The 14,835-nt window shown below is 33.8% G+C and carries 13 protein-coding genes; 8 read left to right on the top strand and 5 right to left on the bottom strand.

Going from position 1 to position 14,835, the window contains the following annotated elements:
- The 3 genes from ACP6PL_RS16515 to ACP6PL_RS16505 form a co-directional block, all read left to right on the top strand.
- Window positions 1-188 (top strand): hypothetical protein (locus ACP6PL_RS16515; RefSeq protein ID WP_426546354.1); only part of this gene is annotated, 188 nt, incomplete at its 5' end.
- Between the two features lie 132 nt (window positions 189-320).
- Window positions 321-1,298: a glycosyltransferase family 2 protein gene (locus ACP6PL_RS16510; RefSeq protein WP_426546353.1), complete on the top strand. Its 978-nt coding sequence runs from the start codon at window positions 321-323 to the stop codon at window positions 1,296-1,298.
- Between the two features lie 391 nt (window positions 1,299-1,689).
- Window positions 1,690-2,460, top strand: a complete 771-nt coding sequence (locus ACP6PL_RS16505) for an ABC transporter permease (RefSeq protein WP_426546352.1) — start codon at window positions 1,690-1,692, stop codon at window positions 2,458-2,460.
- Window positions 2,461-2,987: 527 nt separating this feature from the next.
- Here the strand turns inward: ACP6PL_RS16505 and ACP6PL_RS16500 are convergent.
- The 5 genes from ACP6PL_RS16500 to ACP6PL_RS16480 form a co-directional block, all read right to left on the bottom strand.
- Window positions 2,988-3,215 carry a tetratricopeptide repeat protein gene (locus ACP6PL_RS16500; RefSeq protein ID WP_426546356.1) on the bottom strand — a complete coding sequence of 76 codons (228 nt, stop codon included), beginning with the start codon at window positions 3,213-3,215 and terminating at the stop codon, window positions 2,988-2,990.
- 126 nt (window positions 3,216-3,341) lie between these two features.
- The gene (locus tag ACP6PL_RS16495) at window positions 3,342-3,509 is read right to left on the bottom strand and encodes a hypothetical protein (protein ID WP_426546351.1); all 168 of its coding nucleotides are present in this window, start codon (window positions 3,507-3,509) and stop codon (window positions 3,342-3,344) included.
- Window positions 3,510-3,643: 134 nt separating this feature from the next.
- The gene (locus ACP6PL_RS16490) at window positions 3,644-3,901 is read right to left on the bottom strand and encodes a hypothetical protein (protein WP_426546350.1); all 258 of its coding nucleotides are present in this window, start codon (window positions 3,899-3,901) and stop codon (window positions 3,644-3,646) included.
- A gap of 288 nt (window positions 3,902-4,189) precedes the next feature.
- The gene (locus ACP6PL_RS16485) at window positions 4,190-6,145 is read right to left on the bottom strand and encodes a hypothetical protein (protein WP_426546349.1); all 1,956 of its coding nucleotides are present in this window, start codon (window positions 6,143-6,145) and stop codon (window positions 4,190-4,192) included.
- A gap of 828 nt (window positions 6,146-6,973) precedes the next feature.
- The gene (locus ACP6PL_RS16480; protein ID WP_426546348.1) at window positions 6,974-8,023 is read right to left on the bottom strand and encodes a GntR family transcriptional regulator; all 1,050 of its coding nucleotides are present in this window, start codon (window positions 8,021-8,023) and stop codon (window positions 6,974-6,976) included.
- Between the two features lie 387 nt (window positions 8,024-8,410).
- Between ACP6PL_RS16480 and ACP6PL_RS16475 the strand changes: the two genes are divergently transcribed.
- The 5 genes from ACP6PL_RS16475 to ACP6PL_RS16455 all read left to right on the top strand — a co-directional run bounded on the left by ACP6PL_RS16475 (window position 8,411) and on the right by ACP6PL_RS16455 (window position 14,681).
- Window positions 8,411-9,154: a dienelactone hydrolase family protein gene (locus ACP6PL_RS16475; protein ID WP_426546347.1), complete on the top strand. Its 744-nt coding sequence runs from the start codon at window positions 8,411-8,413 to the stop codon at window positions 9,152-9,154.
- Between the two features lie 303 nt (window positions 9,155-9,457).
- Window positions 9,458-10,372, top strand: coding sequence for a S1 RNA-binding domain-containing protein (locus ACP6PL_RS16470; RefSeq protein WP_426546346.1), 915 nt, complete (start codon window positions 9,458-9,460; stop codon window positions 10,370-10,372).
- Between the two features lie 610 nt (window positions 10,373-10,982).
- Window positions 10,983-12,125: an EcsC family protein gene (locus ACP6PL_RS16465; protein WP_426546345.1), complete on the top strand. Its 1,143-nt coding sequence runs from the start codon at window positions 10,983-10,985 to the stop codon at window positions 12,123-12,125.
- 702 nt (window positions 12,126-12,827) lie between these two features.
- Window positions 12,828-13,787 carry an N-acetylglucosamine kinase gene (locus ACP6PL_RS16460; protein ID WP_426546344.1) on the top strand — a complete coding sequence of 320 codons (960 nt, stop codon included), beginning with the start codon at window positions 12,828-12,830 and terminating at the stop codon, window positions 13,785-13,787.
- 171 nt (window positions 13,788-13,958) lie between these two features.
- Complete coding sequence (locus ACP6PL_RS16455) at window positions 13,959-14,681, top strand: hypothetical protein (protein ID WP_426546343.1); 723 nt, start codon at window positions 13,959-13,961, stop codon at window positions 14,679-14,681.
- Window positions 14,682-14,835 lie beyond the last annotated feature (154 nt).

The following is a 14,835-nucleotide window of genomic DNA, read 5'->3' as shown; positions in this document are numbered from 1 at the left end:
TTTTAACCAGAGGTAATTATCAATTATCCATTATCAATTATCAATTAATGAACTTGCCTTTATTTTTGACTACAGTAAGTATAGCTTATTGGAATATATCTAAATTATTAGAAAAAATTATCTTTATTTTTATCATACTTGCATTGTGTTTTTCTATATTCAATAATCTGAGACTAAGTATTAACTAAATCAATAGCCACATCAGTACCAATTAATTACTAGTAACTAATACCATCTCAAACGAACTCGCCCCTACTATTGGAACATTTTAAGCGTGTCAGAGCACTAGGTGTTATATCTACAGGTAAATTAGAAACAATATGAATACTTATAGTAATGAATTAAAAAATATACAACCTGGAGAAATTATAGATTTATCAATTATTGTTCCTTGCTACAATGAGGAGCCTAATCTTGATTATTTATTCGAGCGGTTAATCTCGGTTCTTGAAACACTCGGTATGACTTATGAAATTATTTGTGTCAATGATGGAAGTCGGGATAACACTCTCAATTATTTAATTGAGCATCATAATCGTAATTCAGTGATTAAGGTAGTTAACTTATCCCGTAATTTTGGCAAGGAAGTAGCCATGAGTGCTGGTTTGGATTATTCTACAGGAAAAGCAGTAATTCTGATTGATGCCGATCTACAAGATCCACCAGAGTTAATCGGCGATATGGTAGGCAAATGGCATGAAGGGTACGATGTAGTTTATGGCACTAGAAAATCTCGCTCTGGAGGTTGGCTTAAGCAAATAACTGCTAATGGTTTCTATCGCATCATTCAAAAGATGACTTCAATTAAAATTCCCCAAGATACGGGAGACTTTAGGCTAATGGATCGTCAGGTGATTGAGGCGATTAAACAACTGCCAGAAACTCATAGGTTTATGAAGGGTTTATTTGCTTGGGTTGGGTTTAAACAAATCGCAGTGAAATATGATCGCCCACCTCGATATAAAGGGGAAACAAAATGGAATTATTGGAAATTGTGGAACTTTGCCCTTGAGGGTATTACATCTTTTAGCGCAGTTCCCCTGAAAATCTGGAGTTATATTGGATTGTTTATATCTTGTATTGCATTTGTCTATGCTGCATATCTAATTTTTAGGACTTTGATTTTTGGAATTGACGTTCCAGGATATGCTTCATTAATGGTTGTAACTCTATTTTTGGGAGGAGTACAACTCATCACGTTGGGCGTTATGGGAGAATATTTAGGTAGAATTTATGCTGAAGTCAAGAGAAGACCTTTATATTTAGTTCGCGAATCTTATGGATTTAAGGATAAATAATGAATGGTTTTAACTATCAAATTTAATGAGTTAATTCTATGAATTTAAAGCGAGGAATATTATTATTGTCTATAAAACTCATAGGCAAAATTACCAACGCCTCAGTTTTTAGTTAGATTATAAAAAACTTTAGGATAAATTTATTCAACTTTACTCTGATATTTCTCCTCAACTAAATCCAAGAGATTTGACTTTGATTTAGATTTAAATAAAAATATAGCAATCATATTTCAGTTGTGAGATTTTAGTAGTAGTTAGGAGTCAGGAGACAGGAGTCAGGAGTCAGAATATTGAAGGATTTTGAGCGTTCTTAATTGTTCTGAAATATCTCATAAATCATTCTTGATTGCTATATGAATAAACTATCTCTAGAAATAATAATAGTCACAATATGATTCAATTAACAATTACGGATATAGCGATGGCTTTAGGACTAATTGCCATAGCTATTGGTCTCTCAGTTTGGCAAAAATTAGGATTAGAATGGCAATTATTAATAGCTACAGTTCGTACTATTGTACAGTTAATATTTGTTGGCTATATATTAGCAATAGTATTTACGACTAAACAGCCTTGGTTAGTAATAGCTATTCTCTCTGTTATGTTAACAGTTGCTTCTCTAGTTGCTAGGAATAGAATTAGTCAAAAAATACCTCGGTTATTACCTTTAGTTTGGGGTTCCATTTTAACCAGTACAACTTTAAGTATTAGTTATACAAATTTATTGGTTATTAAACCTGAGACTTGGTATGAACCTCAATATTTAATTCCTTTAGTGGGAATTGTATTAGGAAATGCGATGAATGGAGCAGCGATCGCTGGAGAAAGACTCGTCAGTACAATTAATTCTAGTCCAGTAGAAATTGAAACTTATTTAAGTTTAGGAGCTACACCACAACAAGCAGTTGCTAAATATAGAAAAGATGCTGTTCGTGCTGCATTAATACCTAATTTAAACCAGATGACAGTAATCGGAATTGTCACACTTCCTGGAATTGTTACTGGTCAGTTATTAAGCGGTGTTAATCCTCTAGATGCTGTAGCATATCAAATGTTAATTATGTTTCTTTTAGCTTTTGCAAATTTGGTTACAAGTTTATTGGTTACTTATGGTTTATGTAGGCAATTTTTTAATCAGGATGAACAACTTATTAATGGATAATGGATAATGAATAATGGAGAATTAATAGTGCATAATGAAAACTATCTCTAATTATTGCTCTGCTGATTAATTCTAAAAGTATTGACTGATATTGGTAAGTGCGTTTTTAGGTCTGGAAAAAGTACCAGCTTTTCGGTGGAAAGAGCTGTTAAAAGCTAGTATTTTGGGATGATTATGGCATAAAAATCACTCTTACAATTCTTAACTCCTACCTCCTCGCTCATTCCTATTTCTCCTGTCTCCTGACTCCTGGCGCTTGACTCCTACCCCTACCAAAAGACTTTCTATACGCAAACCCTAATTATCAATTATCAATTGGTAAAGATATATCTGTGGCAAATTTACTACTTTCAGATAAATACCCCTACTTGGAGCCAGAAATATTATTATTCAGTCGTAGGTTATTTCACTGGTAGAAAAGTTTTTTATTATTTTTATAAAAATAGAAATCTTGGTGAGGTTAAATAGTATTCTGGCAGTCAAAGTAAGTAGTTAATTTAATTTTCCTTATATTTATAAGACTAATCTTAAATAATCGTGAGTCCAAGCTCGATAGCATTTTGATAATGAGTGGAAGCTTCATCTAATTTTCCTTGTTTCTCTAACACTACTCCTAAGTGATAATGACTCCAAGGAAAATCTGGTTTGATTTTAATAGCTTGATGGTAAGCTTCTACTGCTTCTCTATAGCGATTATTTTCTCTAAAAATACCGCCTAGTGTATGATAATAAGCCCAAGATTTTTGGGGATTAATTCCTATTGCTTAAGCATAAGCAATCAAAGCTTCGTCTAATTTTCCTTGTTTTTGTAGTTGATATCCTATTTGATTGTAACATTCTTGAGTATGATTTTGTGGTTGTTCTTTTTCTTTTTCTAAAATTTAAATCTTGTGATTATTTTGATTTTCATGGTCATAACCTAATAAATCAATAACATTTGAGTTACATTCACGGATAGTTTGCATTTGTTCCCCATTCAAAAAATCATAATAAGGGCGGTTGTCATCTCTGAAAAATCCTTTAGCTTTTGGTAAATATCCATCAATCAAATTGTATGTTTAATTTCTGACAGACGAAAGTTAAATCTGAGTGAATATTTTCATACTTACCAATAAAATCAACTACTATTTTATCGTTGATTGTGTAAATATTCCAATTTTTTTTTAGGAATGGACTAGTATACTTAATTTTTCAGCCAGTCATCAAATTTAATGGATTTGTTTTGGCAAAGAAAGTAGTACAAATATATAGCTCTATCAAAAGGATTTCTTTCAAAACAAAACTTATAGTAACTATCCCAAATCGAAGGTTCTATGACACATTGAATTTCTTTAGCAGTGATATGGTTGAAATACTTTTTATATTCATTTCCCTGAGCATCAAAATCTAAATAATTTTGTGGTCTTTTTCCAAGAAGTTTTCTAATAGCTTCATCTTTCAAGGATATAGGAGTAATTACATCATCATCGCCACAAAATCTAGATAAAGAAATTTAAACTGATGTACCAGCAGTCTTAGTTGTTTTCAGGAAAATAAATTTATATTTGTGGGATATTATCATTGTAAAAAGAAAAAGTAAGATAAGTTCCTGAATTTAGCGCTAGCTTCAGAAATACACAACCCTGTTTCTACCTTCAAAAAGTAGCAGTTTCCTAATGTTTAAAACTTTTATGCTAACTAAATTTTCATTTTCCCTACTCCCCTACTCTCTCTCCCCTATTCCCTCGCTTCAACTATTGGGAAAATGAGCAGCAATTTTTAAACCTTGTGGGTTATAAACTTCTAAAGGAATTTTAGCATTATTACTAATAGCTTTTAAAGCAACCTGTAAAGTTTTCAAATGTTTTTCTAGTTCGGTACGACTCTTCTTATCTTTACTACTTTCTACTGCTTTAGCTGTTTTTTTTATTTTCTCCACATAGTCAGAATTTAACCGCACAGTAATTAAATCCTTGGTAACACTATATTGACAAATTTTTGGTTTTCCTTGACAAGTCTTACTTAAATCCTGACGAGCTTTCGCTAAAGTTGCTAATAATCTCTGGTTAGCTGCTGCTATTTTTAGAAGAGTATTATAAGACTTAATTAGTGGTTTGATTTTAGCAGAATAACTAGAATTATTAGGTACTTCTTCAGCAGAATTTAGAGCTTTTTGCCAATATTCTGTTGCCTCTTTCCAATTACCTCTCCTTTCAAAAACTTCAGCTTGTTTAGAGTAACTAATAGCTTGATTATACGCCTCTTCTCCAATTTGTTCTATAACTCTACGTTCTTCAGCTAATTGAAGTTTTTGTTCATACTGAGGTAGTAAATTTTTTGCTTCTAAATAGGCAGTAGTTTCTGAAGGAATAGTAGATACTTGCTCCAACGCATCTGCCCAATTTGAATATACATTTTTCCAGCTTTCAGGAAACTGAGCTATTACCTCTCTTGTTTCTGCCAACTGAGCTGATTGTTTAGCAGCTACTAGTTTTTGATTAGCTTCTTCTTCAGTAGTTAATCTTCCTTTAATAGCAACTAAATACTTACGATATTGCTGCAATTTATTTTTAGCAAAAGGATAAGCGCTACTATCTTCTGGTACTATTTCTAATAAAGATATCGCCTCTTGCCAAAGTGATTGAATTTCTACCCAGTCTTCTGCTGGCAGTGGTAAACCTTTACTATTTTGAGCTGCTTGTTGACCATTACGCAAAGCTTTTCTAATTATTTCTAAATGTTGAGTTTCTATTTGGTAAGTAGACTTTAAATGTTGTGATTCTAAGTAACGTATTGACCAAAATGGAATCTTTTCTAAATCTTGAACTGCTGTTTCTAACTTTTCTTGTGCCTGCTTTGGAGCCAAAGAGTTTTTGACATTTTTAATTGTTTCTAGTGACTGTTGATTTAACTCTCTTGCTGTTGGTATTATCATACATTTTCCAATCACACAAGGTTGAGTTATTGCATAAAAACAGCCTATTAAAATTGCTAAACTTAAACTAGCGCTGAGAAATTCTACTTGAGAAAAGGTAGTTAAGTTAACAGTTGATTCTTTTGTTACAGATGATTTTTGTTTTACATCATTTCTAGCTTTTCTTTTGATTTTTTTTTGAGATAAATCTAATCCTTCAACATCAAAAGGATTATCTAAATCATCCAGTAATTTTGAGGTAATCTTGATTTCCGAGTTTTGACTTTTACTACCAGGAATATTCTGATTTCTGACATTAGTATTTGGCTCGGGTCTCTCTTCAGATTCTAATCTAATAGATATTGTTTCTAAATCTTTTAAATTAAATGGATTGTCTAAGGAATCTAATAATTCTGGTGTAATTTTTATTTCAGAATCTATATCTCTATCTATCCATTTCGGCATAAAAGTTAGTGTAGATTCTTCTTGCCGACTCTTCGTAAAAAATGAATGATAAGCATAAGGATATATATGACCTATTACATTCAAACAAATACCTACTTTTTCTATAGATTCTAAATCCTGTTTTTGAACTATACTTTTTAACTCTGCAATTGTTTTTTCCCTATCTATTACTAAATTTGATGGATGTTGACAAACCACCAATAATGTTCCGGCTTTTAAGTCACATTGAATTTGGCAAGAATCATTGATTTTTCTCAAAGACTGCCACCTTTGTTGTAAATTATGTTCTAAAACTTCTGTATTAATATTTCTAATTGCTGTTTTCATTTTTACATTACTTGATTTGCAAATGTTTTATTAGTATTTTATAAACTATAGCAGTCCTATATAGGTTGTGTGATTAGATTATCCTAAAATACCAAGTCGTGATGAGGGAATCAAGTCAGGAAATTAATTTTAATGTTTTTTATAAATTTTTAAGATATTAGTACTCATTGAGGGACTGTTTTTACCGACCTCAGAAGTCAAAAGTTGTTTTTGTAATTTGTAATGGAGATTTTGAGCAACCCTTCAAAAATATTTCACCTTTCAAGGTAGGGTTTTAGAGCTAATTATTTTGATACGCTAAATATTAATTAAGATTATACCAAATTTGTACATAGGCAGTTACGTTTTAGTTTTTGATTTCTTCCTACAACAGAGAAATTATAAATTTTATAGATTTAATCTTTTCTTATCTTTTTGATAATTTTGTTATTTCCCTGTTACTTGTTGGTTGTGTTGTAACTATAGCAATATTTTATAAAATTGGTATTAGAAAACTTCTCTAGGAATGAATTTCATAAATTACATCTGAAAAAAAAATTAGCTTTAGCTAATTCGTGAAATTATTAATACTTTTTTTGCTATTCGTTTCATGATTAAATTCTTCCTTATGGTAACATCAATATTCTATATAGCCGTTCTTGAATGAATAAGATACAGTATTTTTTTCTCTTCTATTTTCCTAGTTACAATATTCCCTATTACCTAAAATTCCAAACTTATTTACCTCATAATATTTGAAAAATGCTCTATAAATAATCTAAATTAGTCATTTTTATTATTTTATGCTTCCCTATTCTAGATAGTTAAAGAGCAAAAATATTTGCCTAGCTAAAGTAAACCTAACTCTCGTTTCAAGAGATTAATCGAATCTATAATAATATAATTTTCAATACATCTAATTTGTGGAGGCCGAATAATATCTTCCCTATTTTTTTGTAAGGAATCTTTAACTTTATCAAAAGTAAATTTATCACAAACAATTATTCTAGCTGACCGCACCATAGCATTAATTTTATCGGTTTCTTTATCTTGGGCAGTCATAACAATTACATCATTTCCACGCATACTATTAATAATTGCTTCTGCAGCTCGTAAAAAACCTGAACTGAGACTAACTAAACCACAGTAACTTCCCTTGGGTAATGTTTGTAGCAATTTAAACTCTTCATTATAATCATATATATCAACTGGTATAACTCGAACAGATGCTGGGACAGATTCTCGAATAGATTCTGGGACAGATTCTCGGACAGATTGATTTTTTTGAGCAGCTATTTTTTCAGCTTTCCCAATAAAATAACGACTTGTGACAATGGTGTAAAAAAATACTTTTTCTATATTCTCATCTAGTTCTTCTAAAGGAACTAACTTTACAGAAATATTCAGAGCTTGTTCCAACTCTTTAGCCATCAACTCTCCAATACCAATATCATTAGATGGAGCCGTGACTAAGACGTTATCACGACAACTTAATCGCCAGGCAATCTCTTTGAGGAACATTTCCCTAGCTTTGTATAAATTACAACCTTGGGATAACAATTCATCCAAGCTACTCTTGACTATACTCTTGGCTATATTAATATCATTTGGATATTTGTCAAAAGTGGAAGAATTTAGCTTTGCCACCCATTCATGGCCTTTATCTTTCACATATATACCCGAACCTGCTTGAGCTTCTACAAGGCCAGTATCTTCTAGTTGACGGTATACCTTACTTATGGTATTTCGATGTAACCCAGTTTGCATAGCAAGTTGTCGGGTACTAGGTAATTTATGGCCAGGGGGAAGCTGTCGAGAAGCGATCGCAAACCGAATTTGATTAAATAATTGGTTTGATGCGGGAATATCACTATCTGCTTTAATCTGAAAATCAACCATTATCTAAGCTCCCCAAACAAGTCAAAAGTCACAAATCAAAAGTCAAAAGTTATATATGACTGAGTTTAGCGCTACGCGTAAGTCATGCATCGAGTGCGTAATCATGCATCGAGTGCGTAATTCTGAAGCCTCCATTTCCTGCGGAAACGCTTCGCGAACAGAATGTAAGACACACATTTGACACTCAAAAGTCATCTCTGACTGAGTTTTGGATGCCAAAATCCTCCGCAAACAAGTCAAACCAAAAGGAATTTACTGATGTCCGCGCCTTAAATGCGTAGTGCTATATCTATAGATTATGATATAGATTTAATATTAGTTTTTAATCTATAAAAAATTAACTAATAGAAACGAAAGACCTAAAAGTTTCTGAACAAGTACGAGGATATGACAGAACTAGAAATCCATACCACCCATATTAAAGTCCTCAATGGAAACCTGGAAATAGATTCCTATCTAGCACAACCATTAGGAGTTGGTCAATTTCCTGCAGTAGTTGTGGTGCAAGAAATATTTGGGGTTAATAGCCATATTCGGGAAGTAACAGAAAAAATTGCCAAAGAAGGTTATGTGGCGATCGCTCCGTCAATCTATCAACGTCAAGCTCCTGGTTTTGAAGTGGGCTACACTGAGGAAGATTTAATATTAGGTCGCAAATACAAAGAACAAACCAAAGCTTCAGAACTACTCAGTGATATTCAAGCTACTATTAATTATCTCAAAAGCTTACCCACTGTTAAACCAGATAAATTTGGTTGTATAGGTTTCTGTTTTGGAGGCCATGTTACCTATCTAGCAGCTACTTTGCCAGAAATTCAAGCAACTGCCTCTTTTTATGGAGCTGGTATTGCTACTGGTACTCCTGGTGGTGGTGAACCTACTATTACTCTCACTCCGAAAATTAGTGGTACGATATATTGTTTCTTTGGCACAGAAGATCCTTTAATTCCCATAGAACAAGTAGATCAAATTGAGGCAGCATTAAAGAAACATCAAATTAAAAATCAAGTATTTCGTTATCCAGCAGACCACGGTTTCTTTTGTGACCATCGTAGTAGTTATAATGCTCAAGCTGCTGCTGATGCTTGGGTTAAGACAAAGCAACTTTTTAGTCAACAATTAAATAGATAATGGATAATGAAAACTATATAGCAATCCTCAATAGGTTGGGGGTAATCAAAAAGTAAATAAAAAAACTGAAACTCCTACCTGTTTCCTGTTTCCTGTTCCCTAAAAGCAATGAAATTTTATACAGGACCCAAATAGGATTGTTATATCTAAATTATCAATTATTAATTACCTCTGGTTAAAACCGAGAGAATTAAACCAAATGCGAAAATCTTATTGATTTAATTATCAATTATCCATTATCCATTATCCATTATCACCAGAGATTAGTTATATTTGAGTAGCCTAGTGTTTTTTTTACTGTATATGAATCCCGAATCAACTAGCTCTCAAGGAAGTAAACAGTCCTTTTCAATGGACGACTTTGCCAAAGCTCTCGAACAACCTCAGTATAATTATGAATTTCAAAAAGGACAAATAGTTACTGGAAAAGTATATAGTTATGAATCTGAAGGTATCTACGTTGATATAGGGGGTAAATCTTTAGCTCTTTTACCCATTCAAGAAGCTTCCTTGGGAGTAACACAAGATTTATCAGAAGCACTACCACTACAGCTAGAAAGAGAATTTCTAATTATTCGTGAGCAAGATGCAGAGGGTGAAGTGCTTCTTTCTGTTAAGCAGCTAGAAATTAATCAAATTTGGGAGAAGTTGACTGAATTACAAGAAGGTGGTCAGTCTTTCCAAGTTCGAGTAATTGGTACTAATAAAGGTGGGGTAACCGTAGATGTAGAATCTTTACGGGGTTTTGTTCCGCGCTCCCATCTTCTGGCAAAGGATAATTTGGAGTCATTAATTGACCAAGTATTAACAGTCAATTTTTTGGAATTAGACCAAGAAAAAAAGAAAATTGTGATGTCTCAGCGTTTGGCCGCTCAATCTGCTGGTTTTAGTAAGTTAGTTGTTGGTCAGTTAGTGGAAGGAAAAGTTGCAGGAGTGAAGCCTTTTGGTGTTTTTGTAGATTTGGAAGGTTTAACTGGTTTGCTACATATTACCCAAGTTAGTCAAAAACGGGTTGATTCTTTATCAACAATTTTTGCTCAGGGTAATTTGGTTAAAGCGATGATTGTTGATTTAGATGAAGGTCGAAAACGGATTTCTCTTTCTACTAAGGTGTTAGAAAATTATCCAGGGGAAATGTTGGAGAAAATTGATGAAGTAATGGAGTCCGCAGATGCTCGTGCAGAAAGGGCAAGAAAGGCTTTACCTCAATTGCAGTAGCAGGGAATAGGGAATAGGTAATAGTTGGAAAAATATTTTCTAGTCTAAGGTTCATCATCACTCTACGTTCTCACCAAGTTCTTTCTTAGCTGTAGGTGTAATTTTTCTATTACTTTTCAGGAAGGCTGAATAGGTTTTGGAACTTATTCAGCTATTTTTATATAGCAGGGAACAGTTAGAAAAAAATTTTTTAGTTTAAGATTCATTATCAGTCTATGTCTTGACCAATTCTTTCTTGGCTATAGTTAAAGTTTTTATCAATATGGAATAGTAGGAAATAAAGTTAAAAATTATCAATTTTATCAATACAATTTGTCAGTAAATAATTTCAGAAAATCTTACTTTACTAATTAGATCAAGTTTTTTTATTAGCCATAATAAATCAGGGATAATTGTCTTTTTTATTAAGTGGAGATTCATTGATAAAAGGTATTCAAAAACAATCGAACTCTGGGAAGTTACAAAAAATTTTATGGATTATCAATAGGTCAGTATTTTTTCTTAGAATTACAGAAACTTACGCTAAAAAACTTCAGTGAATACACTATTTTTAAACAGTAAATGTGCATTTTATTATGAATATGTAAGTTAATAATAAAGTTAGTTAAAGATGACTACAACTTCCGCAGATTTATCAAAAACTCCAAATCAAAATCAGTCTTTTTTTGGGTCACTATTTGGTTCAGTGGCAGGAGCAGCACAAGCAGTAGGAAACGCCACAGTTCAAGCAGCTTGTGGTGCAGGTGAAGCTATTGGTAGCGTAGCTGTAAATACAACACATAGACTAGGATATGTTACGGAAATGGTGAATAATAGTCGATTATTGTCACCATTAACAAAAGCTCTGAAAATAGAGTTGTTAGAAATAGTCGATCGGATAGATATTGTCAAAGCTGAAACTGAAATTCAACGCCTACAACAAAAATATCCAAATGAAAGCCCTTCTGAAATTAGCCATCGTGTAATTTTAGAGAAAGCAATTTATGTTGGGGGGACAGGCGTTGCTACCAGTATTGTACCAGGAATGGGATTAGGACTCATAGCAGTTGACTTAACAGTTACAACTGCAATACAAGCAGAAATGGTATATCAGATTGCTTATGCTTATGGATTTGATTTGCAAGAACCAGCAAGAAAAGGAGAGGTTTTAGGAATTTTTGGTCTAGCAGTTGGAGGTGGTCAAGCTTTAAAAGCAGGATTGGGTTTTATACGAAATGTGCCTTTAGCAGGTGCAGTAATTGGTGGTAGTACAAATGCAGTTATGCTATATTCCCTGGGGTATGCAGCTTGTCGGTTCTATGAAGCAAAATTGGCTCCGGAAACTATGGAAGTCGCACTAGAAACTGCTGAAATTAATACCCAGAAATATTTAAAAGCGGCGATCGCTCAACAAGCGATCATGGATCAAATTTTGGTTCATGTAATTTTGGCTGGAAATCCTGGAAAAACTTGGGAGCAAATACTGCCAGAACTTGAAGCAGCTAATCTGAGTCCTGGTTCTCTGGAAATAATTCAGAAGAATATCAAATCTCCCCCATCTCTAGAAAAATTACTTGCTCAAGTCAATGATGAGTTTGCGATTTCAGTTGTAGCTCAGTGTCAAAAAATTGCTGAGTTAGATGAGGTTATTACTCCACAAGAAAAGAAAGTCCTCGAACTCATTAGTAAGAAGTTGAAGGTTGACCTAGCTGCGGTGGAAATGCAAGTCCTTCAAAATGAATTGGATGCTTTATCAGATATGTTATTGGAATAACAATAAATCCTCTAAAGAATTGAAATGAAACTGCATATCAGGAAGGCTGAATAAGTTTTATGACTTATTCAGCAATTTTTATAGTTAAAATTTTTGTCAATATGAAATGGTAAGAAAAATTATCAATCTTATCAATGCTATTTTGGGATAGAACTCTGTTTTCGGCTGTCGCCGACATGAAACGCTATGCGATAAAACTACGTTTCGCTTCACGATCGCACTTCTACTCACCAATGCTCTTTTTCATTTTAATAAGCATCTACGCAGAGCGACAGACTTATTATCAATATACATCAAAATTTCCTGGAAAGAAAAAATCCTGTATTTATTGCACATCAAGACTTACAGCGTTTATAAAAAGATTGCGAATACAGGGGCGAAATCGCGATTTTTCCCTAGAATTTGGCCCTCGAAAGCTCATTTCAACTTTTTTTGTGAAAATTCGTTTAAATTTTAAATATGTTAATCAATTAAATATAAGTTTCATTAATATTAAATTATTTTTTAGTATTATAAAAAGGAAAAAAGAGTCATTTCAGTTATCAGTTATTTTGATACCTTATTTTATTATAAAAACTTTTCTTCTCTGCAAATTTAGATAAATATAGGGGATTTTCTCAAGTGTAAAGTACAGCTATTACAGGCAAGATGCCTGTGCTACTATAATTTAGAAATTTAGATAAATAATAGTAATTATAGAATATGAAAAAAGTAAATATTTTAGGAATTGACGGCGGTGGCACGAAAACAGAAGCCGTTTTAATGGATGAAAATTATCAAATTATTGGTAGTGGTAAAAGCGGTCCTTCAAATTATCAGAGTGTAGGAATTGAAGTGGCAAAAAATTCTATTCAAACAGCTATTAGTCAAGCAGTTACTAATAATAATAGCCATCAACCAATCTCTGGAATTTGTATTGGTTTAGCAGGAGTGGGAAGACCGGAAGATTTTCTAGTAGTAGAAAATTTGCTCCAAGAAATTATTACTAATATTCCGATAAAATGGGATTTACAGCCAAATACTATAATTATTTGTAGCGATAGTAACATCGCTTTGGTAGGAGGTATTGGATATTCTATAGGTATTGTGGTAATGGCAGGTACAGGTTCCCTAGTATTTGGCCAGAATAGTCAGGGGTTAACTAAGCGGGTTGGTGGTTGGGGTTATCTGTTGGGAGATGAAGGTAGTGGTTATAATATAGCTATTCGAGGTTTACAAGCAGCTCTGAAAAGTTATGATGGACGTGAATCTCCGACTACTTTAATTACAGATTTTCAAAGACACCTGGGCTTGACAAATATTGAGGGTATAATAGAAGTAGTATATCGCCGTGGATGGAGTGCAACAGAGATAGCAGCACTTGCTCCTATTGTCTCCGCAGCCGCAGATAAGGGAGATAAGGTAGCTAAGAAAATTATTCAAGGTGCTGTGGAGGAGTTAAGTATAGCTACAAAAATTGTGATATCTACCTTATTTAAGCTTCACGAAACTTTTGAAGTGGTTACTATTGGAAGTGTCTGGAACAGTATGATTGATTTTCGCGGTCGATTTGAAGATTCTATCTTGGCGATCGCTCCTGCTGCTAAACTTATTTGGCCAAGGCATAAACCTGTTTATGGTGCAGCAATTTTAGCTGTAAAAGCTGTAAAAGCTGAAAGTTAAAAGTCAAAAGTCAAAAGCGATCAGCGCTACGCGCAAGTTAAAAATTAAAAGTTAAAAGTAATCTCTAAGAAAAAAATAAGGTCTCAAGTCTCTGACTTCAGCGGGAGGTACTGATAACTGATAACTGATAACTGACAACTGATAACTGATATTGGAGGATAGATACTACCTATGTTTAACTCAAAAAAGTGGCGTTTTGGAACATCTTTATTATTAACTTTAGGCATGACATTAGCTACAGCAACGCCCGGTTTAATGTCAAACCGAGCTATGGCTCAGTTTAACTGGCAACGACAATATCCTGGCAACCTACGAGGACAGTACCCTAGCAACCCACGAAGACCATTCCCTGTCAACCAACGAAGACCATCACCTGTGGCACGAATACCAGCAGGAACACTCATCCCCGTAGGATACGAGGAAGCAGAAAAAGTCGTTCTAACTCCAGATGAGTCGATGAGGTTAAGGTTGACAGTGACTCAAGATATTAGGAATGTTCAGGGAAGAGTGGTAATACCCTTTGGCAGTGAGATAGAAGGTCAACTACGACCTGTTTCCAATGGGACTCAATTTTTTGCTGAACAAGTAATTATTGGCGATCGCCGTCGGTTTCGTATTGATGCTATTTCTAAGGTGGTTACTGAAACTGAAAGAATAACAAAGGGTGCTAGTGCTGGGGATATTTTGAAGGGTGCTGCCGTGGGTACTGGTGCTGCTGCTTTATTGTCTGCAGTTCTTGGGGATGACGTTCTGGAGGTGGAAAGGTTATTAATAGGAGCCGGGTTGGGTGCTTTGGGTGGAGTGTTTGTTGGTCGGGATAAAGCAGAGGTAGTTGTGATTTATCCAGAGGATGATTTAGATTTGAGGTTGCGTTCTGATTTTGTGTTGCGTTAGTTGAAAGGCGCGAAGTTATAGCAGTTTTCATTAATATAGAGTACAGAGATTTAGGTTTAAAGGAAGAAGGAAGAAGAAAGAAGGAAGAAGTTTTGTAGTCTACCTTTGTGAAAACCACTATAAATTCTCAGCACGGACTAAATGTGAGAGGCGT

It is taken from the genome of Dapis purpurea BLCC-M126, assembly GCF_050015975.1.
GTDB lineage: Bacteria > Cyanobacteriota > Cyanobacteriia > Cyanobacteriales > Microcoleaceae > Trichodesmium.
The sequence above is the reverse complement of the archived record's forward strand: the minus strand, read 5'-3'. Positions and strand labels throughout refer to the sequence as shown.

Coding starts and splice junctions, on each gene's coding strand:
- ACP6PL_RS16460 (WP_426546344.1), top strand. CDS start 12,828: ATGAAAAAAGTAAATATTTTAGGAATTGACGGCGGTGGCACGAAAACA.
- ACP6PL_RS16475 (WP_426546347.1), top strand. CDS start 8,411: ATGACAGAACTAGAAATCCATACCACCCATATTAAAGTCCTCAATGGA.
- ACP6PL_RS16455 (WP_426546343.1), top strand. CDS start 13,959: ATGTTTAACTCAAAAAAGTGGCGTTTTGGAACATCTTTATTATTAACT.
- ACP6PL_RS16505 (WP_426546352.1), top strand. CDS start 1,690: ATGATTCAATTAACAATTACGGATATAGCGATGGCTTTAGGACTAATT.
- ACP6PL_RS16465 (WP_426546345.1), top strand. CDS start 10,983: ATGACTACAACTTCCGCAGATTTATCAAAAACTCCAAATCAAAATCAG.
- ACP6PL_RS16510 (WP_426546353.1), top strand. CDS start 321: ATGAATACTTATAGTAATGAATTAAAAAATATACAACCTGGAGAAATT.
- ACP6PL_RS16480 (WP_426546348.1), bottom strand. CDS start 8,023: ATGGTTGATTTTCAGATTAAAGCAGATAGTGATATTCCCGCATCAAAC.
- ACP6PL_RS16485 (WP_426546349.1), bottom strand. CDS start 6,145: ATGAAAACAGCAATTAGAAATATTAATACAGAAGTTTTAGAACATAAT.
- ACP6PL_RS16470 (WP_426546346.1), top strand. CDS start 9,458: ATGAATCCCGAATCAACTAGCTCTCAAGGAAGTAAACAGTCCTTTTCA.